The sequence below is a fragment of the Priestia sp. BR_2 genome, from assembly GCF_041954005.1.
GTDB classification, from domain to species: domain Bacteria; phylum Bacillota; class Bacilli; order Paenibacillales; family Paenibacillaceae; genus Paenibacillus_AQ; species Paenibacillus_AQ lautus_A.
This window is the reverse complement of record NZ_JAVFHM010000289.1, coordinates 1-26559: the sequence shown is the minus strand read 5'-3', so window position 1 is coordinate 26559 and position 26559 is coordinate 1. Positions and strand designations below refer to the sequence as shown.

21 protein-coding genes are annotated in these 26559 nt (G+C 49.7%); 12 read left to right on the top strand and 9 right to left on the bottom strand.

The features are described from left to right. Positions 1–1029: 1029 nt before the first annotated feature. From rsmG to rpmH, 7 genes are all read right to left on the bottom strand, one after another. The gene (rsmG, locus tag RB298_RS22970; RefSeq protein WP_192570156.1) at positions 1030–1752 is read right to left on the bottom strand and encodes a 16S rRNA (guanine(527)-N(7))-methyltransferase RsmG; all 723 of its coding nucleotides are present in this window, start codon (positions 1750–1752) and stop codon (positions 1030–1032) included. A 3-nt stretch (positions 1753–1755) separates the two neighbouring features. Then, positions 1756–3642 carry a tRNA uridine-5-carboxymethylaminomethyl(34) synthesis enzyme MnmG gene (mnmG, locus tag RB298_RS22965; protein WP_015738127.1) on the bottom strand — a complete coding sequence of 629 codons (1887 nt, stop codon included), beginning with the start codon at positions 3640–3642 and terminating at the stop codon, positions 1756–1758. A gap of 109 nt (positions 3643–3751) precedes the next feature. Next, complete coding sequence (gene mnmE / locus RB298_RS22960; protein ID WP_096777271.1) at positions 3752–5128, bottom strand: tRNA uridine-5-carboxymethylaminomethyl(34) synthesis GTPase MnmE; 1377 nt, start codon at positions 5126–5128, stop codon at positions 3752–3754. A gap of 190 nt (positions 5129–5318) precedes the next feature. Further along, entirely contained in the window at positions 5319–6107 is a 789-nt protein-coding gene (jag, locus tag RB298_RS22955) for an RNA-binding cell elongation regulator Jag/EloR (protein WP_015738129.1), read from the bottom strand. After that, on the bottom strand, positions 6104–6994 hold the full coding sequence (locus RB298_RS22950) for a YidC/Oxa1 family membrane protein insertase (protein WP_009591548.1): 891 nt from the start codon (positions 6992–6994) through the stop codon (positions 6104–6106). The genes jag and RB298_RS22950 overlap by 4 nt, the downstream gene beginning before the upstream one ends. Before the next feature lie 75 nt (positions 6995–7069). After that, on the bottom strand, positions 7070–7420 hold the full coding sequence (rnpA, locus tag RB298_RS22945) for a ribonuclease P protein component (protein ID WP_009591465.1): 351 nt from the start codon (positions 7418–7420) through the stop codon (positions 7070–7072). A gap of 223 nt (positions 7421–7643) precedes the next feature. Next, the gene (gene rpmH, locus RB298_RS22940) at positions 7644–7778 is read right to left on the bottom strand and encodes a 50S ribosomal protein L34 (RefSeq protein ID WP_006207379.1); all 135 of its coding nucleotides are present in this window, start codon (positions 7776–7778) and stop codon (positions 7644–7646) included. Between the two features lie 455 nt (positions 7779–8233). Here rpmH and gnd point away from each other — a divergent pair, with 455 nt between their 5' ends. From gnd to gntK, 4 genes are all read left to right on the top strand, one after another. Then, positions 8234–9133: a phosphogluconate dehydrogenase (NAD(+)-dependent, decarboxylating) gene (gnd, locus tag RB298_RS22935; RefSeq protein WP_119850721.1), complete on the top strand. Its 900-nt coding sequence runs from the start codon at positions 8234–8236 to the stop codon at positions 9131–9133. Between the two features lie 152 nt (positions 9134–9285). Further along, positions 9286–9963 (top strand): GntR family transcriptional regulator, encoded by a 678-nt coding sequence (locus RB298_RS22930; protein ID WP_009591472.1) that lies wholly within the window; start codon positions 9286–9288, stop codon positions 9961–9963. 164 nt (positions 9964–10127) lie between these two features. Next, entirely contained in the window at positions 10128–11489 is a 1362-nt protein-coding gene (locus RB298_RS22925) for a GntP family permease (RefSeq protein WP_015738131.1), read from the top strand. A gap of 103 nt (positions 11490–11592) precedes the next feature. After that, on the top strand, positions 11593–13122 hold the full coding sequence (gntK, locus tag RB298_RS22920; protein WP_486048832.1) for a gluconokinase: 1530 nt from the start codon (positions 11593–11595) through the stop codon (positions 13120–13122). Positions 13123–13245: 123 nt separating this feature from the next. Here gntK and RB298_RS22915 read toward each other — a convergent pair whose 3' ends face one another. Beyond that, a complete protein-coding gene (locus RB298_RS22915) occupies positions 13246–14037 on the bottom strand; it encodes a DUF6199 family natural product biosynthesis protein (RefSeq protein ID WP_486048723.1) in 792 nt (263 codons plus the stop codon). A gap of 738 nt (positions 14038–14775) precedes the next feature. Between RB298_RS22915 and dnaA the strand changes: the two genes are divergently transcribed. The 6 genes from dnaA (at position 14776) to gyrB (ending at position 21092) form a co-directional block, all read left to right on the top strand. Next, a complete protein-coding gene (gene dnaA, locus RB298_RS22910) occupies positions 14776–16122 on the top strand; it encodes a chromosomal replication initiator protein DnaA (protein WP_009591521.1) in 1347 nt (448 codons plus the stop codon). A 202-nt stretch (positions 16123–16324) separates the two neighbouring features. After that, entirely contained in the window at positions 16325–17467 is a 1143-nt protein-coding gene (gene dnaN, locus RB298_RS22905; RefSeq protein WP_012818292.1) for a DNA polymerase III subunit beta, read from the top strand. 38 nt (positions 17468–17505) lie between these two features. After that, positions 17506–17721 (top strand): S4 domain-containing protein YaaA, encoded by a 216-nt coding sequence (gene yaaA / locus RB298_RS22900; protein WP_009591516.1) that lies wholly within the window; start codon positions 17506–17508, stop codon positions 17719–17721. Between the two features lie 56 nt (positions 17722–17777). After that, a complete protein-coding gene (gene recF / locus RB298_RS22895) occupies positions 17778–18890 on the top strand; it encodes a DNA replication/repair protein RecF (protein WP_009591496.1) in 1113 nt (370 codons plus the stop codon). A 13-nt stretch (positions 18891–18903) separates the two neighbouring features. Beyond that, on the top strand, positions 18904–19155 hold the full coding sequence (gene remB, locus RB298_RS22890) for an extracellular matrix regulator RemB (RefSeq protein ID WP_012818294.1): 252 nt from the start codon (positions 18904–18906) through the stop codon (positions 19153–19155). 26 nt (positions 19156–19181) lie between these two features. Next, positions 19182–21092 carry a DNA topoisomerase (ATP-hydrolyzing) subunit B gene (gene gyrB, locus RB298_RS22885; RefSeq protein ID WP_096777277.1) on the top strand — a complete coding sequence of 637 codons (1911 nt, stop codon included), beginning with the start codon at positions 19182–19184 and terminating at the stop codon, positions 21090–21092. Positions 21093–21223: 131 nt separating this feature from the next. Here gyrB and RB298_RS22880 read toward each other — a convergent pair whose 3' ends face one another. Then, complete coding sequence (locus tag RB298_RS22880) at positions 21224–22036, bottom strand: YheC/YheD family protein (RefSeq protein WP_096777278.1); 813 nt, start codon at positions 22034–22036, stop codon at positions 21224–21226. Positions 22037–22445: 409 nt separating this feature from the next. On the opposite strand from RB298_RS22880, the gene gyrA reads away from it, so the two are divergent. Beyond that, positions 22446–24950, top strand: coding sequence for a DNA gyrase subunit A (gyrA, locus tag RB298_RS22875; protein ID WP_090909556.1), 2505 nt, complete (start codon positions 22446–22448; stop codon positions 24948–24950). Positions 24951–25122: 172 nt separating this feature from the next. Then, positions 25123–26235, top strand: a complete 1113-nt coding sequence (locus tag RB298_RS22870) for an HD-GYP domain-containing protein (RefSeq protein WP_009591541.1) — start codon at positions 25123–25125, stop codon at positions 26233–26235. Positions 26236–26559: the final 324 nt, after the last annotated feature.

Genomic DNA, 26559 nt, shown 5'->3' with positions numbered 1-26559 from the left:
GCCGTGTTTTCTCTGATCGAACCCGCTGCATGAAGCGGTTGCTTCTTGAGAGATAGATCAGGAGGCAATATCATGATGTTTACTATCAATCGATATCTCACAAGCGGTATATATTTTGTTCTACTTCGTATGAGGCCAAGAACCCCCTTGGGTTAACCTGGCACTTCCAAAAAACAGCAGTCACAACAATCGAAGGTTGTTGACTGCACGAAGCAAGGATGGAAAAGTCACCAAACCAGGATTTATACTCTTTCATCCCTTCAAGGATCGGGCAATAGGGCCCGCCAGCTCAAATGGATACTACGTTTCTATTCTACCACTTTTTGTCCTATAACTCTATTCTCCAATATCACCTTTTTTCCTGCATTTCTCGCTTGCTTTATACAGGATTTGTGCACAGTTCCAAAGTTTATCCGTCAAAATGATGCTCTTGAACCGCATCTCCCCTTCCATAGCCTTATCTATGATCACAACATCCATAATAATTGTGGGATTTGCCAATTCAAGAACTCGCTTCTATCCTCATCTGCTAAGAAAGCAATCGACTCTCTCTTAAACGATTAATAAAATGGGAAGCTTTCATTCAAGAGAGTTCCACCTAACTTATTCCTTAAGAAATATCTTGGCGCAGATCACAACTCTAACAGGAAATATAATCCTAATATAATAATAGATATCATTTATTCAACGCACCTCAAACATTTGAAATGTTTCACGTGAAACATTCAAAGCTTAACAGATATATCCAAGGGACAAATACTTAGTAGCCAATGTGTTACAACTGTTTTAGAAACAACACATTTCCGAACTCAGCCTTTCGCTACCCAACGAATGACACTCAGCCGACTAAATACCCGGAATTAAAGTGAGAGCCTCACGATATTACTCCATATAAGGATGAATGAATGCATCAAGTTCACTAACATGCCCTCTCTTCATCAATAATACAGTAAATAAAAAAAGAGGAGGACTCTTATAAGAGTCCTCCTCTTTAATCCGTTCGCATCTCATTTCCGAAGTCGCTTTCGCTTACACGATCGGCGTTTTGCTGGCCGTACCCGCCTTACGGGGATACTTGGAAGGCGTGGCTCCCTTTTTATCGATCACCACAATATGCCGGCCAGATTCCTCTACAGGCAAAGAGAACGAATGAACCTTGTTCAACGCCCCTCTCAGCTCTTTCAAACTGCGGGCCGCCTCCTTCACTTCTTCCGTAGGGTCACTGCCCTTCATCGCCGCGAATTGTCCCCCTACCTTCGTGAAAGGCAGGCAGAACTCATTCAATACAGCCATTCGAGCTACCGCTCTTGCCGTGACCAGGTCGAACCCGTCACGGTACCCATGTTTGCGGGCAACCTCTTCCGCGCGCCCATGGATCAGCTCAACCCCGGACAGTCCGAGGGTATCCGCAACATGCTTCAGAAACGTAATTCGTTTATTCAGCGAATCTACAATCGTCAGCTTGAGATGGGGAAAACAGATTTTTAACGGAATTCCCGGGAAGCCGGCACCTGATCCGATATCCGCCAGATTGGCGATCTTGTTCATATCCACGTAAAAGGCAAGCGTAATCGAATCATAAAAATGCTTCGTATAAACCTGCTCCCGTTCGGTTATCCCGGTTAAATTCATTTTCTCATTCCATTCCACCAGCACTTCGTAATACATCTCAAACTGATGAAGCTGTTTCTCGTCAATCGTGATCCCGTGCTCGCCGAGCCGGTCAACAAAAGCTTTCTGAATGTCGTCCATTCCTTATCCTTTCGCTGCGGTTACCCGGTTATAATGCTCCAGGTAAACGAGAAGTATCGAAATATCCGCTGGCGTTACGCCGGCAATGCGCGATGCCTGGCCGATGGAAATCGGACGGATTTTGTTCAGCTTCTGCCGAGCCTCCATGGCCAGTCCGTTGATCTCGTCGTAAACGATATCCTCCGGAATGCGTTTCTTCTCCATCTTCTGCAGCTTTTCCACATGTCCCAGCTGTTTCTCAATATAACCCGCATATTTGATTTGAATTTCGACTTGCTCCTTCATTTCCTCATCCAGCTCGTAAGGAGACGGCGAGAGCGACTCAACCATGGCAAACGTAATCTCCGGACGACGCAAAATGGTCAGCATATTGCTTCCGTCCACGATCGGTGCTGACCCGGCGGCTTCCAGCATCGCATTCACCTCAACCGGTTTCACCTTCGTTTGGCGAAGACGTTCGATCTCCTGCTCAACGAGCTGCTTCTTCAGCACGAATTTGGCATAACGCTCTTCCGAGATCAGTCCGATGTCATGACCGATTTCGGTAAGTCGCAGATCGGCATTGTCATGACGGAGCAGCAGACGGTATTCTGCACGGGAGGTGAGCAAACGATAAGGCTCGTTAGTCCCTTTAGTCACCAGGTCATCGATCAGCACTCCAATATAACCCTGGGAGCGATCCAGGATGACTGGCTCTTTGCCCTGCACTTTACGTGCCGCATTGATTCCAGCCATAATACCTTGGCCTGCCGCCTCTTCATATCCCGAGGTACCATTGATCTGACCGGCCGTGAACAGGCCCGGCAGCTTCTTGGTTTCCAGAGATGGCCACAGCTGCGTCGGCACCATGGCATCATACTCAATCGCATAACCGTTACGCATCATTTCTACCTTCTCCATTCCGGGAATGGAACGAAGCACCGCAAGCTGAACATCCTCAGGCATGCTGGTGGATAGACCTTGCACGTAGTATTCTTTTGTATTTTTACCTTCAGGCTCCAGGAAAATCTGATGTTTCGGCTTGTCGGCAAAACGAACGATCTTGTCCTCAATGGACGGGCAATAACGCGGACCCGTTCCTTCTATAACGCCAGAGAACATCGGCGCGCGATGAAGGTTGTCATTGATGATCTTATGCGTATCCACCGACGTATACGTCAACCAGCAAGGAAGCTGCTCATTGTCGGAGGATTTCGTTTCGTAAGAGAAGAACTTAGGCTTCTCATCCCCAGGCTGAATTTCGGTCTTGGAGAAATCAATCGTATCCTTATGCACCCGCGGCGGCGTGCCTGTTTTGAAGCGAACAAGATCGAATCCAAGCTCGCGCAGGTTATGCGCAAGTTTTACCGAAGGCTGTTGATTGTTCGGACCGCTCTCATACATGAGTTCGCCCATAATGACTTTACCGCGCAAATACGTACCGGTTGTCAGCACAACGGCTTTCGCGCGATATTCCGTACCCGTCTGCGTCACGATCCCCACGCACACGCCATCCTCCACGATGAGCTGATCCACCATACCCTGACGAAGGGTAAGCTTCTCTTCCTTCTCCATCGTTTCTTTCATCGTATGCTGATAAGAAAACTTGTCCGCTTGAGCGCGCAGCGCGTGGACGGCCGGACCTTTACCCGTATTCAACATGCGCATTTGAATGAAGGTTTTATCGATATTGCGGCCCATTTCTCCGCCCAGCGCGTCGATTTCGCGTACGACATGTCCTTTGGCAGGACCTCCAATGGACGGGTTACAAGGCATAAAAGCAACCATATCCAGGTTGATGGTAACCATCAACGTTTCAGCACCCATACGCGCGGACGCCAGTGCAGCCTCGCAACCGGCATGGCCCGCACCGACTACAATCACGTCATAAGTGCCACCCATATAACTCATAGCTCACCCTCCTGTTCTTATTGTGTTATATACGTTATCAAGGGGCATCCACCTCGGATATCCCTGAAATTGTTGAGCTGTTCCTACTATATATAGTAAGCCCTGAAGCTTATTTACCCAAGCAAAACTGTGAAAAAATTTGATCGATGAGCGAATCGCCAACCGCCTCGCCCAGGATCTCGCTTAACTGTTCCCAGGCCATTCTCACATCGATTTGAATCATGTCGATCGGTATGAGCTGTTCGGCCGCGTCGTAGGCATCCTGCAGGGACTGCTTGGATTTCTTCAACAAGGCGATATGCCGCACGTTGCTCACATAAGTCAAATCCCCGCCTTCAATCTGGCCGCTGAAGAACAGGTTCGATATCGCCTCTTCCAGCCGGTCAATCCCCTCCTGCGCCTTCACCGACATCGGAACGATCAATTCATCGGGATAATACCGATGGAGAATGTCCAGATCGAGATTAGACGGTAAGTCCATTTTATTCATAATGACAATGCATTGTCTACCGCGTATTTGTTCCATCAATTCCAATTCATCCTGATGAAGCGGCTCGCTGGCATTCAGCACGAGCAGAATGAGATCCGCCTCGTTTACCGCATGCTTGGATCGTTCCACGCCGATCTGCTCCACCACATCCATCGTCTCCCGAATGCCTGCGGTATCCAGCAGCTTCAACGGAATGTTGTTAATGGTGACAAATTCCTCGATCACATCGCGAGTCGTGCCCGGTATATCCGTGACAATCGCCCGATTATCCTGGGCCAGCGTGTTCAGAAGCGAGGATTTGCCCACGTTAGGACGTCCGACAATGGCAGTCGTAATCCCTTCCCGCAGAATTTTCCCTTCTTGCGCGGTCTTGAGCAGTTTATCGATTTCCCCCATCACCAGTTTGCTTTTCTCTTTAATGAATTCCGAGGTGAGCGACTCCACGTCATGCTCGGGATAATCGATATTCACTTCGATATGGGCCAGCGTTTCGACCAGGGTATGGCGCAGCTCGTTGATTTTGCGGGATAACGTACCTTCGACCTGCTTGAGGGCAACGGAGAAGGCACGGTCCGATTTCGAACGGATCAGGTCCATGACGGCCTCGGCCTGAGACAGGTCAATTCGGCCATTTAAGAAGGCCCGCTTCGTAAATTCTCCGGGCTCCGCCAAACGGATGTTTAATTGAAGCAGCAGGTCCATGACCCGCTTCACGGAGATGACGCCGCCATGGGCGCTGATCTCCACGACATCCTCGGTCGTGAACGAACGAGGGGCACGCATTACGGTCACGAGCACCTCTTCCAGGTTTTCCCCCGTATTCGGATCCACAATATGACCATAATGAACGGTATGGGATTCCACCTGCGTTAGCTTGTTTTTACTTTTGAATATACGCTCCACTTCCCGAACGGAGTCCGGCCCGCTGACGCGAATAATCGCGATGCCGCCTTCACCGACTGCCGTAGAAATGGCTGCAATCGTATCGCTAAACATCGTTTCCTTCACCTCTTTCTATTTAAAATACCTCGGGATTACACCCCAAACGGTGTACTACCCCACTGCTTGATCTATCATCTTAAACAAAAACCTCCGGCAGAAGTCTTTGCGTATAGGTCTCTCTAAAAAACAATGACTCCCTCTTGAAGCTTAAGGAGTCATTGTTTATATAGGCTCTTCAACTCATTTAGGACGACTTGGGCGTGATGACAACCCGCCGGTTCGGCTCTTCGCCCTTGCTGTACGTCTTCACGGCTCCATGGGACTGGAGTTTGGCGTGAATTACCTTCCGTTCCGCAGCAGGCATAGGCTCAAGCACAATCTCTTTGCGGGTCTTCAGGACCCGCCCCGCCAATCGATCGGCTAGATCCTCCAGCGTCTTCTTGCGGCGGTCACGGAAGTTCTCGGCATCCAGTACGATGCGCAGATAACTATCGGAATACCGATTCGCTACGATATTCGCCAAATACTGAAGTGCATCCAACGTCTGGCCCCGGCGGCCGATCATCAGTCCGAGTCCGGCTCCGGAAATTTGAAGCGTCGTAAAGTCTTTTCCCTTCTCCATCTCAACGGAGATATCAAGCCCCATGGCTTGTCCAGTTTCGATAAGAAAGGCGATGGCTTCCTGGTAAGGGTCCTTGCCTTCAAGGGAGGCTGTCCCGGGGCTCTCGGCAATCGCGGTGCCCGCAGGCGCTGCCTGCGTCGCCACGGAGGCATGAGAGACCTGAACCGTTTTGGCCGGAACAGCTTGCGTACCCGAAGGAGAAACTTCCTTCACAGATGGTTCGCCGCCGGCACCGTCAGGCAGGAGCGTTAGTTCGACTTTCGCTTCCTTGACCCCGAACAGGCCCAGGAATCCTCTTGATGGCTGACTCAATACTTCAACCGATACACGGTCTTGACTTACACCCAAGCGGGCCAGCCCTTGTGCGACAGCATCTTCAATGGTTTTTCCTGTTGCGACGATTTTACTCATCTCGACTTCTTGGCTCCCTTCGAACCTTTTTTCCCGCCTTTGCTGCCACTCTTCTTCCCGCCCTTGTTACCGCTCTTGTTGCTCTTATGACCTTCGGTTGCGCTGGCAACGCTTGCCACGACTGCAGCCTTGTCATTGTTGCGGTACAAGAAGTAGTTCTGCACGATCGTGTAGAGGTTACTGTAGAACCAGTACAACGGAAGTGCGGATGGGAACTGGAAGGACATTACAAAGATCAGAATCGGATAAACGAACAGCATGAACTGCATCATCCCCATTTGCGGAGACGGGTTCATCTTCATCATCATTTTCGTTTGGAAATAAGTGGTTGCAGCCGCAAGCACCGGCAAAATAAACAGCTTGTCCGGTTGACCCAATTGCAGCCACAGGAATTCGTGATCACGAAGGAGATTGTTATAGTAAATCGAATGATAGAGTGCGATAAATATCGGCATTTGTACGATCAGCGGCAAACATCCCGCCATCGGATTAACCTTATTCTCCTGGAAAAGCTTCATGGTTTCCATTTGGACTTTTTCAGGCTGATCTTTATATTTCTCGCGAATTTTCTGAATTTCAGGCTGGATGGCCTGCATTGCCTTCGAGCTTCTGACCTGTTTCAGAGTCAGCGGTAAAATCAAGGTACGGACGATAAGCACCATCACGAGTACGGACAATCCGTATTCGCCGTTAAACCATGTCGCAAACGTATCAAGTGCCCATGTAAAGTAATAAACAACGTTGCTCTGCCAAAAGCCTCCATTTTTCAAGTCTTCAATGGTACGCGTTTGGTCAGCTCCAGGCGCACAACCTGATATAACGGCCACTGCGAGTATTACAGCGGTGAGGAGGAACCATTTTCCTCGTCTTGTCTTCATGAACGACACTTCAAAACCCCTCTCTTCGCCATTCCATTCCACGGTAAATCATAACATATTTATATGGACAAATAAACACATGGTTCAGCCCCTCTTCGCTTTCAAAAGGGACGATTTCCTCAATACATGAAGCACGCTTTTCTCCAGCTCCTGATAGGACTTGTCGAGCGCTCCCTTTCGAACGATAAAGATCAGGTCGATATGCTCGATAATCTGGTGCTGATGGTGCCTGACAATCTCTTTAACCAGCCGTCTCATCCGGTTGCGGACAACCGCATTGCCGATCTTTTTGCTGCACGAAACGCCGACGCGAAACTGCTCTACCTCTTTTTTGCGCGACCAATAGACAACAAATTGATGATTGGCGAAGGACTTTCCGTGTCGATATACCCGGCTGAAATCAGCGCGGTTCCGTAAACGAAGTTTTCTATGCACAAGTTTCTACCGCCCTGCCGTTAATCAAGTTCATTACATCCTGCGCTGCTGTGACATCCCTACTATTATAATAGTATAGGCATGCCAAAACCGCGCTAAACACCCGATTGCGAACCTTTACCACTCAATGTAGCTTATATTCTGCCGGTTTCAAAGGAAACTCCTCACACCGCAGCAGATATTACGAAAAAAAGACCACCTCGGTGGTCTTCGTGGCACAATATTAAGCGCTCAGTACTTTTCTGCCTTTTTGACGGCGGTTAGCCAATACTTTGCGTCCGTTCTTCGTGCTCATTCTTTTACGGAAGCCGTGTACCTTTTTGCGTTTGCTTACATTCGGTTTGAAAGTCGGTCTCATGAATTAATGCACCCCCTTACAGGAATATCGCTTACCCATATTTTAAGATCAAAACGTCAATCGACGCACTTTCACGGAAGAATAGACCGCGATTTGTTGAACCGACGTCTATGGACGTATCTCTTGTAAACAGACCGCTACTTGCTAGCGGATAATGTTCTCATCTTCACAGAAAATGCCTTTATACATTTAATCACGTTCAGGCCCAAAAGTCAAACCAAACTTGACTTCGACCCGCTCATAAGTTTTCCACAAGTAGTCATTATTGCTAGTTTTGAATTATCCACATGGGGATAACCTATTTGAACACGTTGTGGATGGTCCCTTTTAGGTCAACCTCACGCCCTCCAGCCCTCTTAATCCCCCATGTTTACACCAGAGCCATAAAAGAGTAGTATAAAAATTGAATTTAAGTTGTATACAAGTATACACCTAAGAAGGAGCTGCATTGTTTTATGAAAATAGGCATGATCGGTCTCGGGAAAATGGGCCTCAACCTGGTTCAGAATCTGATTCACCATCAACATCAGGTCGTAGCTTACGACTTAAATACGGAACTGGTCGCTCAAGCCGCCGAGTGCGGCGCGGAAGCTGCGGCATCCACCGAATTGCTCGTAGCCAAACTGGATAAACCACGCATCGTTTGGATGATGGTGCCGGCCGGTAAGATCGTGGATTCGGTCATCGAATCGCTTACGCCCCTCCTTGAGTCCGGCGATATTTTGATTGACGGCGGCAATTCGCATTATAAAGATTCCATCGCCCGTGCAGCACGCCTGGCGGAGCAGGGCATTCATTATTTCGATGCCGGCACTTCCGGCGGCATGGAAGGCGCGCATAATGGAGGCTGCTTCATGATTGGGGGCAACCGCGACGTATTTAGCGGCATCGAGCCCCTGTTTAAGGATATGGCTGTCGAGAATGGTTACTTGTATGCCGGTGAAAGCGGCAGCGGCCATTTTCTGAAGATGGTCCATAACGGCATCGAATACGGCATGATGCAGTCCATTGCAGAAGGTTTTGAAGTGTTGGAAAAGAGCGCGTTTGATTTTAACTATGAGGATGTCGCGCGGGTATGGTCGAACGGCTCCGTCATTCGCAGCTGGCTCATGGAACTGACGCAAAACGCGTTTTCCAAGGATCCGAAGCTCGAAGGCATTAAAGGCGTGATGAAATCATCCGGCGAAGGCAAATGGACGGTGGAAACCGCACTCGAGGTTCAAGCCAGCGCGCCGGTCATCGCCATGTCGCTGTTCATGCGCTATCGCTCCCTTGATCAAGATACGTTCCACGGCAAAGTCGTTGCCGCGCTTCGCAATGAATTTGGCGGCCATGCCGTTGAGAAATCGGAATAACATATATTCTCTTTCATGCACCCTGCTGTTTCTTTAGGGCATGTTCCCTGCAGGCATTATGACCAGGCTGGGCATGGTCCCCTTTTCATTCCTTGTGGTATGATGATCACTGGAGAACTTCAAGAATCAGTACTGGATTGGAGAATTATGCTATGAAATTTCCCTCAACGTGGCTTCAGGGAGCCTCTCTTGGAGAGGCCATTGCCAGCGAACTGAGATTGCAGATTATCAGCGGCACCATCAAGCGCGGAGAAATCCTATCCGAGAACCGGATCGCGGGTGAATTCGGCACGAGCCGATCCCCTGTGCGGGAAGCGATGAAAACGCTGTCCAGCGAAGGTTTGATTCAATTGGAGCGCATGGGAGCCGTCGTCATGGGCTTATCGCTCAAGGAAGTCGAGGAATTATACGATGTCCGTTTTCTTATCGAGAGCTTTGTGCAAGGACATGTGTTTGCGAATCCGCAGCCGGAACTGATCCAGCATTTAAAGCAAATCGTCGATCGGATGGAGCTTGCCGCCAAACATCAGGATCCGGTGGAATTCTCCTATCAGGATTTGGCTTTTCATGAACGGATTATAACGGAAGCGAACCATAAACGAATTCTTCATCTGTGGAAGAGCATTCGCCCCATCGTGATCACGGTGATGCTCATTACGACGCGGCAGGTATTCGGTGGCGGGGGCGCCAAGGTTCGCTATGTCATGGACAAGCATCTTCAGCTTATTGCGGAGATGGAATCCCTGGATCCGGCACGGATCCAAACGGCGGTTCAGCATTACTTCGATGATTCCCGTCAGACGCTTCATCTTAGTTTTCCGGAGGGTTAATATAATCCTCCCTTCCTCCGCACTGACATTACATGTGTACGCTCTAAGTTGTCGACAAGTATACAATAGAATTCGCTTTTGTTTTGGGTATACTACCGCAGAACAGCCCGATGATACTAACCATTTCCCAATTCAAATGGGTAATCTATAGGAGGAAGCAAGATATGAATTCACTATTCGGTCTCAGTCATAACGCTACCTTAATGATCTGGACACTGCTGACGATCGTCTTCCTGATCGTGCTGATTTCCAAATATAAATGGAATCCTTTCGTTACCTTACTGATCTCCGCGCTGATCCTCGGTCTATTGACGGGCATGCAGCCTGCGGATGTGATTACTTCGATAACCGGCGGTCTTGGCGGAACGCTCGGAACGATTGCGATCGTTATCGCCCTCGGTACCATGCTGGGTAAAATGATGGCCGAATCCGGCGGTGCCGAACAAATCGCCACCACCCTCGTGGATCGCTTCGGCGAGAAGCGCGTCCACTGGGCGATGATGATCGTCGGCTTTATTGTCGGTATTCCCGTATTTTTCGAGGTTGGCGTCATCCTGCTGATTCCTATTGTGTTCACGGTTGCACGCAAAACGAAAATGTCCCTGCTGCACATCGGCATTCCGATTCTGGCCGGATTGTCTACCGTTCACGGGCTGGTGCCTCCGCATCCCGCACCGATGATTGCCATTGAAGCTTATGATGCAGACCTTGGCATGACCATTCTCTATTCGTTCCTTGTCGGAATTCCTGCAGCGATACTCGCCGGTCCGGTGTTCGGTAAATTTATCGGCAAACGGATTCGAACCGAACCGCCCGAAGAGCTGGCCGAGCAGTTTTCAAGCAAAGCGGAACGAGGTTTGCCAGGCTTCGGCATCACCTTGTTTACGATCCTGCTGCCGGTCATTCTGATGCTTATCGGGTCCGCGGCCGATATTATCGATCCGGAGTCCACCAGCTTCATTTCCGTGTTCTGCAAATTTATCGGTCATGAAATCATTGCCCTGCTCATTGCTGCGGTCTTCTCCTTCTTCTCGCTTGGATTCGCCCGCGGCTTTAATAAACATGATCTTTCCCGCTTCACCAGCGAATGTCTCGCTCCGATCGCCACGATCATTCTGATCATCGGTGCAGGCGGCGCTTTCAAGCAGGTTCTGATCAACAGCGGCGTCGGCAATGCCATCGCCGAAATTGCAACCGGCGCCAATATCAACGTGATTCTGTTCGCATGGCTTGTCGCGGCGCTCATTCGCATCGCAACCGGTTCTGCAACCGTAGCCATGACAACCGCCGCTGGAATCGTTGCTCCCGTGCTTGCGATGACGCCGGGCGCCAATGTGGAGCTAGTGGTGCTCGCTACCGGAGCAGGCTCCATCGTACTGTCCCACGTGAACGACGCAGGCTTCTGGATGGTAAAAGAATTCTTTAATATGACGGTAGCCCAGACGCTAAAATCCTGGACCGTGCTGGAAACGATTCTCTCCGTGACCGGGCTCGTGTTGGCTCTTGTTCTGAATGTAATTGTATAATGAAGCAATAAGACACATGAGGGCTCCCGAAGCGCTGTTTTTAAGCAGCTGCCGGGTGCCCTTACGTAGAAAGAAGGTAGGTCTCTTGAGTACACATAACTATATGATCGGCGTCGATATCGGAACAACAAGCACCAAAGCGGTCCTTTTCAAGGAGAACGGTGAGGTCGTGGCCAAGGCCGGCGGCGAATATCCGCTGCTTACACCGACTCCCTCTACGGCCGAACAAGACCCGGAACAAATCTTTCAAACCGTCATCGCCTCGGTTCAAGGCGTCATGACGCAGAGCGGGATCGATCCGGCTCAAGTGCTGTTCGTATCCTTTAGCGCAGCCATGCACAGCGTCATTGCCGTGGACAGCCAAGGCACCCCGCTGACCCGCTGCATTACCTGGGCGGATAACCGCAGTGCAGCCTGGTCGGCGAAGCTCAAAAAGGAACTTGGCGGCATGGAGCTGTACCTTAGAACCGGAACTCCGATTCATCCCATGTCACCCGTAACCAAGCTGATGTGGATGCGGCATGAGCTGCCCTCCCTCTTTTCGCAAGCAGCCAAATTCATTTCGATCAAAGAATACGTTTATTTCAAGCTGTTCGGCCAATATGTCGTTGACCATTCCATTGCTTCCAGCACCGGGATGATGAACCTCGAGGCGTTGGTATGGGATCCGCAGGCGCTGGAGCTCGCCGGCATCACCGAGGACCATTTGTCGACCATCGTCCCTACTACACATATCATGGAGGGCTTAAAAAGCGAGTATGCCGCAGCCATGGGGCTCTCCGTCTCCACGCCGTTCGTGCTCGGCGCTGCCGACGGAGTTCTGTCGAACCTGGGCGTGAACGCCATCCAGCCGGGCGTCGTTGCAGCCACGATCGGTACGAGCGGCGCCATCCGTACGGTCGTCGACAAGCCGATGACCGATCCGAAAGGACGTATTTTCTGCTATGCATTGACGGAGAAGCATTGGGTCATCGGCGGCGCGGTCAATAACGGGGGCATGATTTTCCGCTGGGTTCGCGATGAATTTGCCGCCTCCGAGATCGAAACGGCCAAGCGTCTGGGGATCAATCCCTATGATGTGCTGACCAAAATCGCGGACCGTATTCCGCCCGGCTCGAACGGACTCCTGTTTCACCCGTACCTGACGGGAGAACGCGCGCCGTTATGGGATCCGAATGCCCGCGGCTCGTTCTTTGGCTTAACGCTCAATCATAAAAAAGAGCATATGATCCGCTCCGTGCTGGAGGGCGTGATCTTTAATATGTATACCGTTCTGCTGGCGATGGAGGAACAAATCGGCCGGCCGGCCAAAATTCATGCCACAGGCGGTTTCGCCCGTTCACCGATCTGGCGTCAGATGATGGCGGATATTTTTGACCAGCAGGTGATCGTGCCGGAAAGCTACGAGAGCTCTTGCCTTGGCGCAGTGGTCCTTGGACTGTACGCCACAGGCAGAGTGGAATCGCTCGATATCGTCGAGACGATGGTCGGCGGCACCCATGAACACCAGCCAGTAAAAGAAAGCGCCGATATTTATAAAGCGCTGCTGCCGATTTTCATCCGCATTTCCCGGAAGCTGGAGGAAGATTATGAAGCGATTACCGAATTCCAGCGCAGATTCGAGAACGCGTAAGCTTACTATAGTAAGAAAAACACCGTTCGACGTACCTTCTCCTAAAACAGCAGGCATCCGATGTTGTTTTCTTCGGTAATAGTCAGGTAGGCGATACTTCGAAGTTCTAAACATTCGTATATCTTAAAGAAAAGCCCGTTTTCGCTGGATCCGATCCATGACGAAAACGGGCTTTTTTTGTAATAATGCATGCGTAAAAAATATCCACAGCGAGAATCCCATACCGAAAATCCCCCCTGCCTTGCACATAAAGAAGTAGAAATCGCTGGGCTCCGGATTATCATACAGCCAATTTGATGGCGAAATATGAAACATAAACCGCTGGAAAGGCTCATATTTGAAGAAGCACCAGTTCATGATCCCTAACCCGAGCGCCAACAAAAAGAATCCTATGCTGCCATTCGGGTCATGAAACCGTTCGTCAGCAGCCTTGGCCAGCTCCGTGGGGAAATAGCGGGGCTCATCCGGATCGGATCGATAAACTTGGCCGCTGCCGTCCATGAACCTCATGCCGGGTATCACCATCTCCCCCTTCTCGTCGTATGCAAGAAAGCTCCGGTCTCCAAACGGTTCCACGCGGTAGACTTTCCCGTCAGGATAGATCACTTCATAGGACGCCGAATGTCCCGATCCGTTACCATATGCCCGTATTTCATATATTTCGCCGGCAATCTCGACCCTTTTCCCCTCTTCATCGGCATGGACATAGATTGGCTCCCCGCGGCCAAATGATCCTCTGTACTCGACGGTCCCGTTTCCCGAATCGGCATATTTCGCGTACTTTATGTCTTCCATATGAAACACTTTCTTCGAATAATAGCTCTGAGCCCATACCGCGATCAGAACCAATAGGGCCGCCAGTGCAAGCAGCACCCCTATTTTTCTCCAGCTCATGCCCTTCCCTTCGGTCCGCATCCATGGTTCCCCCGTCCATTTTTCCTTATAGTACGGTCGTTCGCAAAGAAGGTTGCAATGGAACAGCCAATAAACAGATGCTTTTAGACTTCTACGCACACTGCGCGGGTGCGGTCCGAGCCATTCCTGGACGGTCGCCGACCATTCGACGCCATAAGCGTTCTGAATCTATCATTTGAGATCGACTATAGAGCCATTATTAAGTTGAGTCACAAAAAAAGCCCTCGAAGGAAACTCGGAGATTCCGTTTGAGGACTTTGGATGACTATCCACAGCCATTTTTCACCTTTGGTCGATTGTGCGGCTGCTAGAACATTCAACCAGAAGTTATGAACAGATGGTGAGAGAAGAAAATTCTGCTTGCCAATCGGACAAGCTGTGAATAATTTTTCGCGCTTTGAGGCCAATGATGTCGAATGCCGAACAGATTATAAACAATATATAGTGGTGTGAATAATAATTATGCACAACGTATTGAATTTGTGGATAAATTAGCGACATACATTGAAAATAAGGCCTTCTTTTGCTATGATGATATTACTTTTGGTTGTGAATATGTGAATGAAGCTATAATATTATCAACAGGCTGTGGATAAAGTTGTGAACAATTTCAATTTATCCATATTTTTTTGTTTCCACAGGAGTTAGTTCTGGGGATAATTAGACATCATTCATTTTCTTTCGACAATTCCACACATGGCTCTAGCCACATTTGGAAGATTTAAAGGAGTGACAGTTTTGGAAAGCCATACTTCCGAATTATGGCAAGAAATATTATCGATCATACAAACCAAGCTGAGCAAACCGAGTTTTGACACTTGGTTTAAAGCTACCAAAGCATTGACCATTAACGATCACTCCGTCGTCATTTCCGCGCCGACAACGTTTGCTGTGGAATGGCTGGAGAGCCGATACACCAAGCTGGTTAGTGCAACCGTGCTGGAGGTGGTGGGCAAGCAGGTCGACGTTCGCTTCGTGATCGAAGAGACGAAGGCACACGAACCTGCTCCGCAGCAGCCCTCGCCGCCGCTTGAAATATCCGGTGAAGAAATTCAGTCCCATATGCTGAATCCGAAGTACACGTTTGACACGTTTGTCATCGGTTCGGGCAACCGGTTCGCACATGCTGCCTCGCTCGCCGTTGCCGAAGCTCCGGCTAAGGCGTATAACCCGTTATTCCTATATGGTGGAGTAGGTCTTGGAAAAACGCACTTGATGCATGCCATCGGCCACTACATTTTGGAGCACAATCCCAGCAGCAAAGTCGTGTACATTTCCTCCGAGAAATTCACCAACGAGTTCATCAACTCCATTCGGGACAACCGCGCAGAAAGCTTCCGCAACAAGTACCGCAACGTTGATATTCTGCTCATTGACGATATCCAGTTCTTGGCCGGGAAAGAATCGACGCAGGAGGAATTTTTCCATACGTTTAACGCCCTGCATGAAGAGCGGAAGCAGATTATCATATCCAGTGACCGTCCCCCCAAGGAGATCCCGACGCTGGAAGAACGGCTCCGTTCCCGCTTCGAATGGGGATTGATCACCGACATTCAACCGCCGGATCTGGAGACGCGGATCGCCATCCTTCGCAAGAAGGCCAAGGCCGAGAATCTGGATATTCCGAACGAAGCCATGATGTATATCGCCAATCAGATCGATACGAACATTCGTGAGCTTGAAGGTGCCCTTATCCGTGTCGTCGCTTATTCCTCCCTGACCAATCAGGACGTTACAACGCATCTGGCAGCCGAAGCCCTGAAGGATATCATCCCGTCCAGCCGGCCGAGAATGATTACGATTCAGGATATCCAACAAAAGGTCGGCGAGTATTACAACCTGAGACTGGAAGACTTCAAAGCCCGCAAACGGACCAAAGCCGTCGCGTTTCCGCGGCAAATTGCCATGTACTTGTCCCGCGAATTAACCGACTATTCCCTTCCCAAGATCGGAGAGGCATTCGGAGGCCGGGATCATACCACTGTCATTCATGCCCATGAGAAGATTACCCAATCTCTGAAAACGGACCAGGAGCTTTTCAAAGTGGTCAATAACATTACGGAGAAAATCAAAAATCCAACCTGAACAAGTTCAAAGCCTATGCACAATCTATACACATGTGGATAGGCTTAATTTTATGCCTTTTACGAGGCTTATCCACATATTCAGTGTCCCTATTACTATTACTAATAATAATTAATAAATAAATTAACCATAAAGAGGGGAATCCCTTTGGCTTTCGCCAAGAGAAAAACCCCCTCTCATTTTTCCGTAAGGAGTGAACTTGATGAAAATCAGCATATTAAAAAATGTATTAAACGAATCCATTCAACACGTATCGAAGGCGATCTCCAGCCGAACCACGATCCCGATCCTCAGCGGCATTAAACTGGATGTCACGTATTCGGGCGTCACGCTAACAGCCAGCGATACGGATATTTCCATTCAATCGTTTATTCCTGCGGAGGATGAGAAGCATACCATCGTTCAGGTAGAGCAGCCTGGCAGCGTTGTGCTGCCAGCCAAATTCTTCGTTGAAATCATCAAGAAACTGCCTTCCCAGGAAATTCAGATGGAGGTCAAAGAAAACTTCCAGACCTTTATTTCTTCGGGGGCCACGGAAATCCAGATGGTCGGCTTGGATCCGGAGGAATTCCCGGTATTGCCTAATATCGAGGGCAGCCAAACCGTTTCTTTGCCAGGGGATCTGTTGAAAAACATGATCAAACAAACGGTATTCTCCATTTCCACACATGAAACCACGCCTATTTTGACGGGTGTATTATGGAGTCTGAACGACAATGAGCTGAAATTTACGGCCACGGACCGTCACAGACTGGCTACTCGCTCCGCCCATCTTGAGGGAGCTGACGGCATTTCGTTCAACAATGTCGTGATTGCGGGCAAAACGCTGAATGAGCTGAGCAAAATCATTCCAGACCAAAATACGCTGGTTGATATCGTTGTCGCGGATAATCAGGTATTATTTAAAATTGACCGTGTTCTGTTCTATTCCCGTATATTGGACGGCATTTATCCCGATACTTCTAGAATTATTCCAACCTCGCATAAAACAGAACTGGTTTTGGACACAAAAAAATTAAGCGAGTCGATCGACCGTGCCTACCTGCTCTCCAAAGAGGAGAAAACGAACATTGTTCTTCTCCAAACGATGGAGCATGGCGGCATCGAAATCTCTTCCAGCTCCTCCGAGCTTGGTAAAGTTCGCGAAGAATTGGACCTTATCGATTTCAAAGGGGAGCCGCTGCGCATCTCGTTCAACTCGAAATACATGCTGGACGTGCTCAAGGTGGTTGAAAGCGAACAGCTGATGATTGCTTTCATGGGCGTCATGAGCCCGATCATCCTGAAGCCGCTCGACGACAGCAAGAGCCAATATATTATTCTGCCATACCGTACGGCCAATTAAAGTTATCCCCATGTTGATAGGGATGAAAGGACGAAGTCATGAAACAAATATTTATCCACAGTGAATATATCAAGCTGGATCAGTTCTTGAAGCTATCCGATTGCGTATCCACAGGTGGGATGGCGAAGGCGCTGCTCGCGGAAGGGGCAGTTCTGGTCAACGACGAGAAGGAAGAGCGGCGCGGACGCAAACTGGTTCCCGGCGACATCGTCAAGGTAGAGGATTGCGGGACGTTTCAGGTGGCAGCACAATAGATAGCCTCCCGCAGCCGCTTTGGCGCTAAGCGCGGAAGACGAGGGAGAGGATTAGCTTGTTTGTCAAAAATGTCAGCTTGCAGCATTACCGAAATTACGAGAAGCTGCAGCTTGAGGCATTTGGCGATGTCAATTTGATCATCGGACGCAATGCCCAAGGAAAGACGAATTTGATGGAGGCGCTCTTCGTGCTTGCTTTAACGAAGAGCCATCGTACCTCCAAGGATCGCGAATTGATCGGGTTCGAGCAGTCCAGTGCCCATATATCTGCCGAGATTGACCGCAAGTACGGCACTTTGAGGCTGGAGCTGAGCTTGTCTCAGCAGGGGAAGAAGGCAAAAATCAACGGGCTTGAGCAGCGGAAGCTTAGCGATTTCATTGGCTCGCTCAATGTCGTGATGTTTGCGCCCGAGGATCTGGAGATTGTCAAAGGCACGCCGGGGGTCCGCCGCCGGTTTCTTGACATGGAAATCGGGCAGGTGGCCCCCAGCTACCTGTTTCATCTGCAGCAATACCAGAAGGTGCTCGTGCAGCGCAACAATCTGCTGAAGCAATTGTGGGGGAAGGGCAGCGCCGAGCAGGCGATGCTTGAAATTTGGAACAGCCAATTGGCAGAACATGGTGTTAAAATCGTCAAGAAGAGGAAACAATTTATAAAAAAGCTGCAAAAGTGGGCGGAAAGCATCCATCAGGGGATCACCAACGGCCTGGAAGACCTCTCTTTGCACTACCTTCCATCCTTTGCTGACGCGGAGGAAGAAGATGAAGCTGTCTTATTTGAGACATTTATGATAAAATTATCACAAATGAAAGAGCAAGAAATACGGCGCGGTATGACATTGGCAGGTCCTCATCGAGATGATCTGGCTTTTTATATTAATGGCAAAGAAGTCCAAACGTATGGATCTCAAGGTCAGCAGCGGACGACGGCGCTATCTTTGAAACTGGCTGAAATCGAGCTGATACAGGAAGAGATCGGTGAATATCCGGTGCTGCTTCTGGATGATGTGCTTTCTGAATTGGATCCGTACCGGCAGACACAATTGATCGAGACATTCCAGAGCAAAGTGCAGACATTCATCACGGCGACGGGCATTGAGAGTTTGAATACCGACAAATTGAAGGGTGCCAGCATTTTTCATGTCCATGACGGACAGGTGGGCTCTTAAGGAGTGATTCCATATGTATATTCATTTGGGCGGAGAGAAGATCATCCGTTCGTCAGAGCTGGTTGGGATATTCGATATCTCGATAGAGAAATCCTCGAAAATCTCCAAGCAGTTCGTCACGCATGCCCAGCAGCATAAAGTCGTGGAGTTGATTGGCGAAGAGGATCCGAAATCCATCGTGGTGACGAAATCGATCGTCTATTACTCTCCGATTTCCTCTGCAACACTTAAGAAACGAGCGAATCATTTTATAGCTCAGGCATAACAGAATCTGTAGAAGTAGGTGAAGGCATGTCTATGAATCAACCGACATATGATGAGAATCAGATTCAGGTACTGGAAGGATTGGAAGCCGTTCGTAAACGGCCGGGTATGTATATCGGATCTACCAGTGCCAAGGGTTTGCATCATTTGGTATGGGAAGTTGTGGACAATAGTATTGACGAAGCGATGGCGGGAATATGCGACCATATCGAAATCATTGTCCATGAGGATAACAGCATAACCGTTATCGATAACGGTCGCGGCATTCCGGTCGGCGAGAACGCCAAGCTGAAGAAGTCGACGCTGGAAGTGGTTATGACCGTCCTTCATGCCGGAGGTAAATTTGGCGGCGGCGGATATAAAGTATCCGGCGGTCTGCATGGTGTCGGCGTTTCGGTCGTGAATGCTCTGTCTTCGAAAGTCGTGGTTCAGGTCAAACGTGACGGGCACATCTACCAGCAGGAATATCATCGCGGCGTACCCCAATATGACATCAAAATCATCGGGGATTCCGACGATCACGGGACTACGGTAACCTTCCTGCCGGATCCGGAGATTTTTACGGAAACGACGGTCTATGACTATACAACTCTCCTGACGCGGATCCGTGAGCTGGCGTTCCTGAACAAGGGCATCGCGCTTACGCTGACGGACGAACGTACCGGGGCCTCCGACTACTTCAAGTACGAGGGCGGTATTATCGAATACGTCAAATTCCTGAATGAGAAGAAGGAAGCTCTGCACGAAGACCCGATCTATGTGGAGGGTTCCCGGGATAACATTCAGGTGGAAGTGTCGCTTCAGTATAACGACAGCTATACCGAGAATATTTATTCTTTTGCCAATAATATCAACACGCACGAAGGCGGAACGCATGAATCCGGCTTTAAGAGCGCGCTCACTCGGATCATCAATGACTATGCCCGCAAAACGGGATTGATCAAAGACAATAACAACAACTTGTCGGGTGACGACGTGCGCGAAGGATTGACGGCGATCATTTCGGTCAAAGTGCCGGAGCCGCAATTCGAAGGACAAACGAAGACCAAGCTCGGCAACAGTGAAGTGCGCGGGATCGTGGAATCCTTGTTCGCGGAGAAGCTGCAGGAGTTCCTGCAGGAGAACCCGGCGGTTTCCCGCCGGATCCTGGAGAAGGCGCTCCAAGCATCGCGTGCCCGCGAAGCGGCGCGTAAAGCCCGCGAGATGACGCGCCGGAAGAGCGCCCTTGAAGTCAGCGCATTGCCGGGTAAACTGGCGGACTGCTCCTCCAAGGACGCTTCCATCAGTGAGCTGTACATCGTCGAAGGTGACTCTGCCGGCGGTTCCGCCAAGCAGGGGCGCGATCGGCATTTCCAGGCGATTTTGCCGCTGCGTGGTAAAATCCTCAACGTGGAAAAGGCGCGGCTTGACCGCATCCTGTCCAATGCGGAGATCAGAGCCATCATTACGGCTCTGGGCACGGGGATTGCGGAGGATTTCGATCTCTCCAAAGCCCGTTACCACAAAATCATTATCATGACCGATGCCGACGTCGACGGTGCGCATATTCGTACCTTGCTGCTGACGTTCTTCTACCGTTACATGCGTAAGCTGGTGGAAGCGGGTTATATCTACATTGCCCAACCGCCGCTCTTCAAGATCGAGCGCAACAAGGTGATCCGGTATGCCGGCAGTGAGAGAGAACGCGACGAGATCATCAAGGAATTCGGCGAGAACGTCAAAATCAACGTACAGCGTTACAAAGGTCTCGGTGAGATGAACGCCGGCCAGCTGTGGGAGACGACGATGGATCCCGAGAGCCGTACGATGCTCCAGGTGACGATCGAGGATGCGATCTTGGCCGATACATTGTTTGATACCCTGATGGGCGATAACGTGGAGCCGCGCCGGGATTTCATTCAGGAGCATGCGAAGTCGGTCCGGAATTTGGACGTATAAAGTACTGCAAGCTAAAGAGGGGTATCCCCAAGGTCTTTGAGACCTCAGGGGAACACCCCTTTTTTTCGTTAATAACGGGCACAGGCCGTGAGTCGTTGCATAACAGGACCCAATCGATTCAGAGAGACTTGCTAACCGGTTTTTTTGGTTTTCTTCTTGCTGGATAAGTTGCGTCCGTAGGCATTGGCGTATTTTTCTACCTGTTTGTAGATGCTGGGATCCTTGAAGAATTTCTTGAACGGGAACAGGGCAGGTTTGGTATTAACCTCCAGGATCCAAATGTTCCAGCGATCGTCAATCGCAACATCCAGGCCGATTTCTTTCAGGTTCGGATACGTTTTTTGCAGCTGCGAAGCGACGTTCACTCCAAGCGTATTCAGTTCTCTGCGGATATTCCCTGCTTCTTCAGCCGTCATATGCTCGAGCATTAGCGGTTTGTAGTGATGAACCACGCCGCCGCTGTGATGGTTGGTAATGATTTTATTTTTGGCCGCGACCCGGCCAATTATTCCTGTGCTCACCCACTGACCGGAAGGACTCTTCTGGGTAAGTACACGAAGATCAAAGGGACGGTCCTTATGACGGAGCAGGTGGATGCCTTGCTGAACCAGATAATCCTTGCCTTGAAACAAGGCGCTTAATGTTTTATGGAGACTCTCCAGAGAGGTAAATACTTCGGTTTTATGGTCGTAACGAAGCATGTAGGAAGCATCCGTTGTTTCATCAGTATCCGCGGTTTGGGAATGGAGCTGTTCGACCGACATCACGCCGATGCCGTAGGTCCCCCGGTCAGGCTTGATATACACAAGCGCATGCGTATTCAGCATGTCTTCAAGCGTCTCCAATGAATATAGGCGGGTAGCCGGAACATAAGAGGCGAGGCCTTTGTTTTTCAACAGTATTTTCGTTTTCGCCCACTTGCTTGCAACGCGTTGGATAGTCAAACATCTTCATCCTTTCTTAGCTGTATGATTGGAGTGACAGGATTTTGCCTGTCTCGTAAACAAACTCGTGTGATCGGTTGATTTAAAAGAGTGTGGCTGCCTCTGACAAGAGAGGGGATGCCCGGAAAACATAGGACAAGTATGACAAACAGTGGTATAATATAAAGATGTGATGATTCGAAAAGTCCTTTGCAATGCATTGTATGTGAAAAGGGGCACGGAGGACAGGGCGTATATCCCGGTTTCCGGGCAAAAATCATGCTTTCACTTGATCCATCCCGTGTTTAATTGTGCGATGTTTGTGAAAGTAATATAATAAAGGTTAGTGCGTTTCTAGGTTTCTGATCACTATTCTGCTTTTTTCACATAGATCAAGGCATGGTTGATAGGAAAATGAAGGAGGTCCAGCATGGCGGAAGAAAATTTCTCCCAAATCAAAGATCGGGACATTGGTACCGAGATGCGCGAGTCCTTTATGGATTACGCGATGAGCATCATTGTCAGCCGGGCTTTGCCGGATGTACGGGACGGAATGAAGCCAGTACACCGTCGTATTCTGTATGCGATGTCCGAACTTGGAATGGCTCCGGATAAACCGCATAAGAAATCGGCAAGAATCGTAGGCGAAGTTATTGGTAAGTACCATCCTCATGGTGATTCCGCAGTTTATGAATCCATGGTCCGGATGGCGCAGGACTTCTCCATGCGTTACATGCTTGTTGATGGGCACGGGAACTTCGGTTCCATCGACGGCGATATGGCAGCGGCTATGCGGTATACCGAGGCTCGTTTATCGAAGATTGCCATGGAAATGCTGCGTGATATTAATAAAGAGACGATAGACTTTGCTCCGAACTATGACGGCGAGGAGCAGGAGCCGGTGGTTCTTCCTGCGCGTTATCCTAACTTGCTGGTAAACGGCGTGTCGGGGATCGCGGTAGGGATGGCTACCAATATTCCGCCTCACAATCTTGGTGAAGTCATCGATGGTGTACAGGCGATGATTCGTAACCCTGACATCACGCCGATGGAGCTGATGGAATACATTCAAGGACCGGATTTCCCGACAGCGGGTTATATTCTGGGACGTGAAGGCATTCGCCAGGCTTATCGTACGGGCCGCGGTTCCGTTACGATGCGGGCGAAGGCGACGATCGAAGAGAATAATAACAAGGCGCGCATTGTCGTTCATGAGATTCCTTATCAAGTGAACAAGGCTCGTCTGGTTGAGAAAATTGCGGAATTGGTTCGCGAAAAACGAATTGACGGCATTACGGATCTGCGCGATGAATCGGATCGTAACGGCATGCGGATTGTTATTGAGCTGCGCCGGGACGTCAACCCGAATGTCGTTTTGAATAACCTGTACAAGCATACGGCCATGCAGTCGAATTTCGGCATTAATATGCTGGCCATCGTGAACAACGAGCCGAAGATCTTGAACCTGCGCGACGTGCTGTTCCACTATTTGGAGCATCAGGTCAGCGTTATCCGCCGCCGGACGGAGTTCGAACTCAAGAAGGCGGAGGCCCGCGCTCATATTCTCGAAGGTTTGCGTGTCGCACTGGATCATCTCGATGAGGTCATTGCCCTCATTCGCGCTTCCCAAACCACAGAGGCTGCCCGCGAGGGCTTGATGGAGCGTTTCGGTCTCAGTCATGAGCAGGCACAGGCCATTCTGGATATGCGCCTGCAGCGCCTGACCGGACTCGAACGGGAGAAGATCGAGAACGAATATCAGGAATTGCTTGCCAGAATCGCGGAACTCCGTGAAATCTTGGCTAATGAGCATCTTGTGCTTCAGATCATCAATGATGAGCTGCAAGAGATTAAGGAACGCTTCGCGGATGAGCGCCGCACCGAAATTACGGTCGGGGAAGACAGCATCCTGGACGAGGATCTGATTCCGCGCGAAGAAGTGATCATCACCATTACGCATACGGGTTACATCAAGCGTCTGCCTGCGAACACCTATCGCAGCCAGAAGCGGGGCGGACGCGGCGTTGTGGGGATGGATACGAAGAGCGAGGACTTTGTCGAGCATCTCTTCGTCACGAATTCCCACCATTACCTGATGTTCTTTACGGACAAAGGGAAGGCGTACCGGTTAAAAGCCTATGAAATTCCAGAGCTGAGCCGTACCGCCCGCGGAACGCCGATCATCAACCTGATTCAAATTGAACAGGGCGAATCGATCAATGCCGTGATTCCGGTGGAGAACTTTGACAGCGATAATTACCTGTTCTTTGCAACGCGCCAGGGTGTCGTTAAGAAAACCCCGCTTGAGGATTATGTGAATATCCGCAAGGGCGGTCTGATTGCGATTAATCTGCGCGAGGACGATTCCCTGATCGAGGTGAAGCTGACGGACGGTCAGCAAGAAATCATTATGGGAACGGCGCAAGGAATGTCCATCCGCTTCAAGGAGAGCGATGTTCGCTCGATGGGAAGAAGCGCGACCGGGGTGAAAGGGATCACGCTGGACGACAATGATGAAGTCATTGGCATGGACGTAGTAGACCAGGAGCTTGATATCCTCATTGTAACGACCAAAGGTTACGGCAAGCGGACGCCTGCAAGCGACTACCGCAGCCAGACCCGTGGCGGTAAAGGGATCAAGACCATCAATATTACGGAGAAGAATGGACCGGTTGTGGCACTGAAGGTCGTGAAATCGGAAGAAGACCTCATGATCATTACGGCAAGCGGCACCATCATCCGTACGAGCATGGAGGGCATCTCCACCATGGGCCGCTATGCTCAAGGCGTGAAGCTGATCAACATCCGCGAGGACGATGCCGTAGGTACCGTCTGCCGTGCGGATAAGAGCGATGAGCCGGATGCCGACGAAGAGGGAGAAGTAGGCCAAGACGGCGCAGAACCAATCGAGCCGGCCGAGCCGACCGAAGAATAACGAAGAAGCTTGGCATGGATGCAGATTTGCATCCATGCTCTTTTTTTGTTTTATCGGATTACAAATTCAGGGAATTGGTATTGTACAGGCTGCGGAAGACGAACTATAATATGTATATTATAAGGTGAAGTTAGCTGCCATGACGCAGCTTATTAGATGGAGAGGGTTGATCATGACGATCAAAGCCGTAAATGAAGTAGTGGCCGGAGTAAAGCTGGCTAAAGATGTACATACGCCTCTGGGGGGACTGTTGCTTCAAAAAGGCAAGGTATTGCTTCCCCGGGATCTGGAAGTGTTGAAGGCCTTCATGGTGGACCATGTTACCGTAGAGTCCGTTGAAGCGGAGAGCACAAGAATACCGACCGTAAAATCCGCAGGGCAAAAGCCTTCGCTGATCTTTACGGGGAATCAACAGGGCAACGGGAACGAAGAAGCGCCTGCCCGAAAAGATCTGGCCTTGCATGAGGAATATGACAAGACCATGACCTTGGTCAAAAACTGTTATCAATCCGCAATAACAGGCGAGCTTCGAATGTATGAAGTTCGTAATCAGATGGAAAACTTATTGAAGCACCAGCATGAGTATCACATTCTTAAATTTATTCCACGCATGACGAATCGCCATGATTACCGGTATCACAGTGCTGTGCTTTGCGCCCTTTCCTCCTATAAGCTGGCACAATGGGTGGGGCTTCCGCAGAAAGATTGGATGCAGGTCGCTTTTGCAGGGTTGCTGCATGATATCGGAAATGCCAAGATTGATCCCATTGTGTTGAATAAACCTTCCAAGCTAACCGAAGAAGAGAACGAGGAAGTACGTCAGCATACGACCTATGGTTATCAGATTCTCAAGAATGTGGCGGCAGTGAATGAAGGAGTACGGCTCGCAGCTCTTCAGCATCATGAAAAAGTGGATGGCTCTGGATATCCGCTCCGCCTTGAGGGGAACAAGATTCATATCTATGCCAAGATCGTCGCCGTTACGGATATCTTTCATGCGATGACATTGGATAAGTTCTATCGGAATGCCCAGTCGCCCTATGTTGTGCTGGAACAAATCCAGCTGGAAGCCTTCGGCAAGCTGGACCCCAAGATCGTCCAGACATTTATTCAAAAGGTAACGGCCCTCCATTCAGGTACTTGCGTGCGCCTGAGCAACGGGACTTCGGGAGAGATTGTTTTTACCGATAGCCAGCATCCAACCAGACCGATGGTATCCGTTCAGGGAGAGATCATTAACCTGATGCAGCAGCGGCAGCTCTATATAGAAGAAGTCATTTACTGATTTATTTAAAAAAGGGTTGACCTACATAGAAATGCTGTGGTATATTATTTTTTGCCGCTTCTGAGCGGGAATATATCGCAGCTTTCAATGAATTAAAAGTTTTTCAATAAAAGCTTGCTAAGTAACTGAGAATGTGATATATTATAAGAGTTGCTGATGCGAACTAGATTCGCTGGCGACGAGGAAGTTGATCTTTGAAAACTGAACAACGAGTGAGTAAAACGAACCACTTCGGTGGGACGTTGAAATAGAGAATTGAACAAATTCTCGTCAGTTAAGAAATGAGCAAGTCAAACTTTATTGGAGAGTTTGATCCTGGCTCAG

Excerpts from the sequence above, each read along its gene's own strand:
- dnaN (WP_012818292.1), top strand. The coding sequence starts at position 16,325 with ATGAAAATCAGCATATTAAAAAATGTATTAAACGAATCCATTCAACAC.
- yaaA (WP_009591516.1), top strand. The coding sequence starts at position 17,506 with ATGAAACAAATATTTATCCACAGTGAATATATCAAGCTGGATCAGTTC.
- gyrB (WP_096777277.1), top strand. The coding sequence starts at position 19,182 with ATGTCTATGAATCAACCGACATATGATGAGAATCAGATTCAGGTACTG.
- RB298_RS22930 (WP_009591472.1), top strand. The coding sequence starts at position 9,286 with ATGAAATTTCCCTCAACGTGGCTTCAGGGAGCCTCTCTTGGAGAGGCC.
- gntK (WP_486048832.1), top strand. The coding sequence starts at position 11,593 with ATGATCGGCGTCGATATCGGAACAACAAGCACCAAAGCGGTCCTTTTC.
- jag (WP_015738129.1), bottom strand. The coding sequence starts at position 6,107 with ATGAGTAAAATCGTCGCAACAGGAAAAACCATTGAAGATGCTGTCGCA.
- mnmG (WP_015738127.1), bottom strand. The coding sequence starts at position 3,642 with ATGAGTTATATGGGTGGCACTTATGACGTGATTGTAGTCGGTGCGGGC.
- remB (WP_012818294.1), top strand. The coding sequence starts at position 18,904 with ATGTATATTCATTTGGGCGGAGAGAAGATCATCCGTTCGTCAGAGCTG.
- RB298_RS22915 (WP_486048723.1), bottom strand. The coding sequence starts at position 14,037 with ATGCGGACCGAAGGGAAGGGCATGAGCTGGAGAAAAATAGGGGTGCTG.
- gyrA (WP_090909556.1), top strand. The coding sequence starts at position 22,446 with ATGGCGGAAGAAAATTTCTCCCAAATCAAAGATCGGGACATTGGTACC.
- rpmH (WP_006207379.1), bottom strand. The coding sequence starts at position 7,778 with ATGAGACCGACTTTCAAACCGAATGTAAGCAAACGCAAAAAGGTACAC.
- gnd (WP_119850721.1), top strand. The coding sequence starts at position 8,234 with ATGAAAATAGGCATGATCGGTCTCGGGAAAATGGGCCTCAACCTGGTT.
- RB298_RS22870 (WP_009591541.1), top strand. The coding sequence starts at position 25,123 with ATGACGATCAAAGCCGTAAATGAAGTAGTGGCCGGAGTAAAGCTGGCT.
- RB298_RS22925 (WP_015738131.1), top strand. The coding sequence starts at position 10,128 with ATGAATTCACTATTCGGTCTCAGTCATAACGCTACCTTAATGATCTGG.
- rsmG (WP_192570156.1), bottom strand. The coding sequence starts at position 1,752 with ATGGACGACATTCAGAAAGCTTTTGTTGACCGGCTCGGCGAGCACGGG.
- mnmE (WP_096777271.1), bottom strand. The coding sequence starts at position 5,128 with ATGTTTAGCGATACGATTGCAGCCATTTCTACGGCAGTCGGTGAAGGC.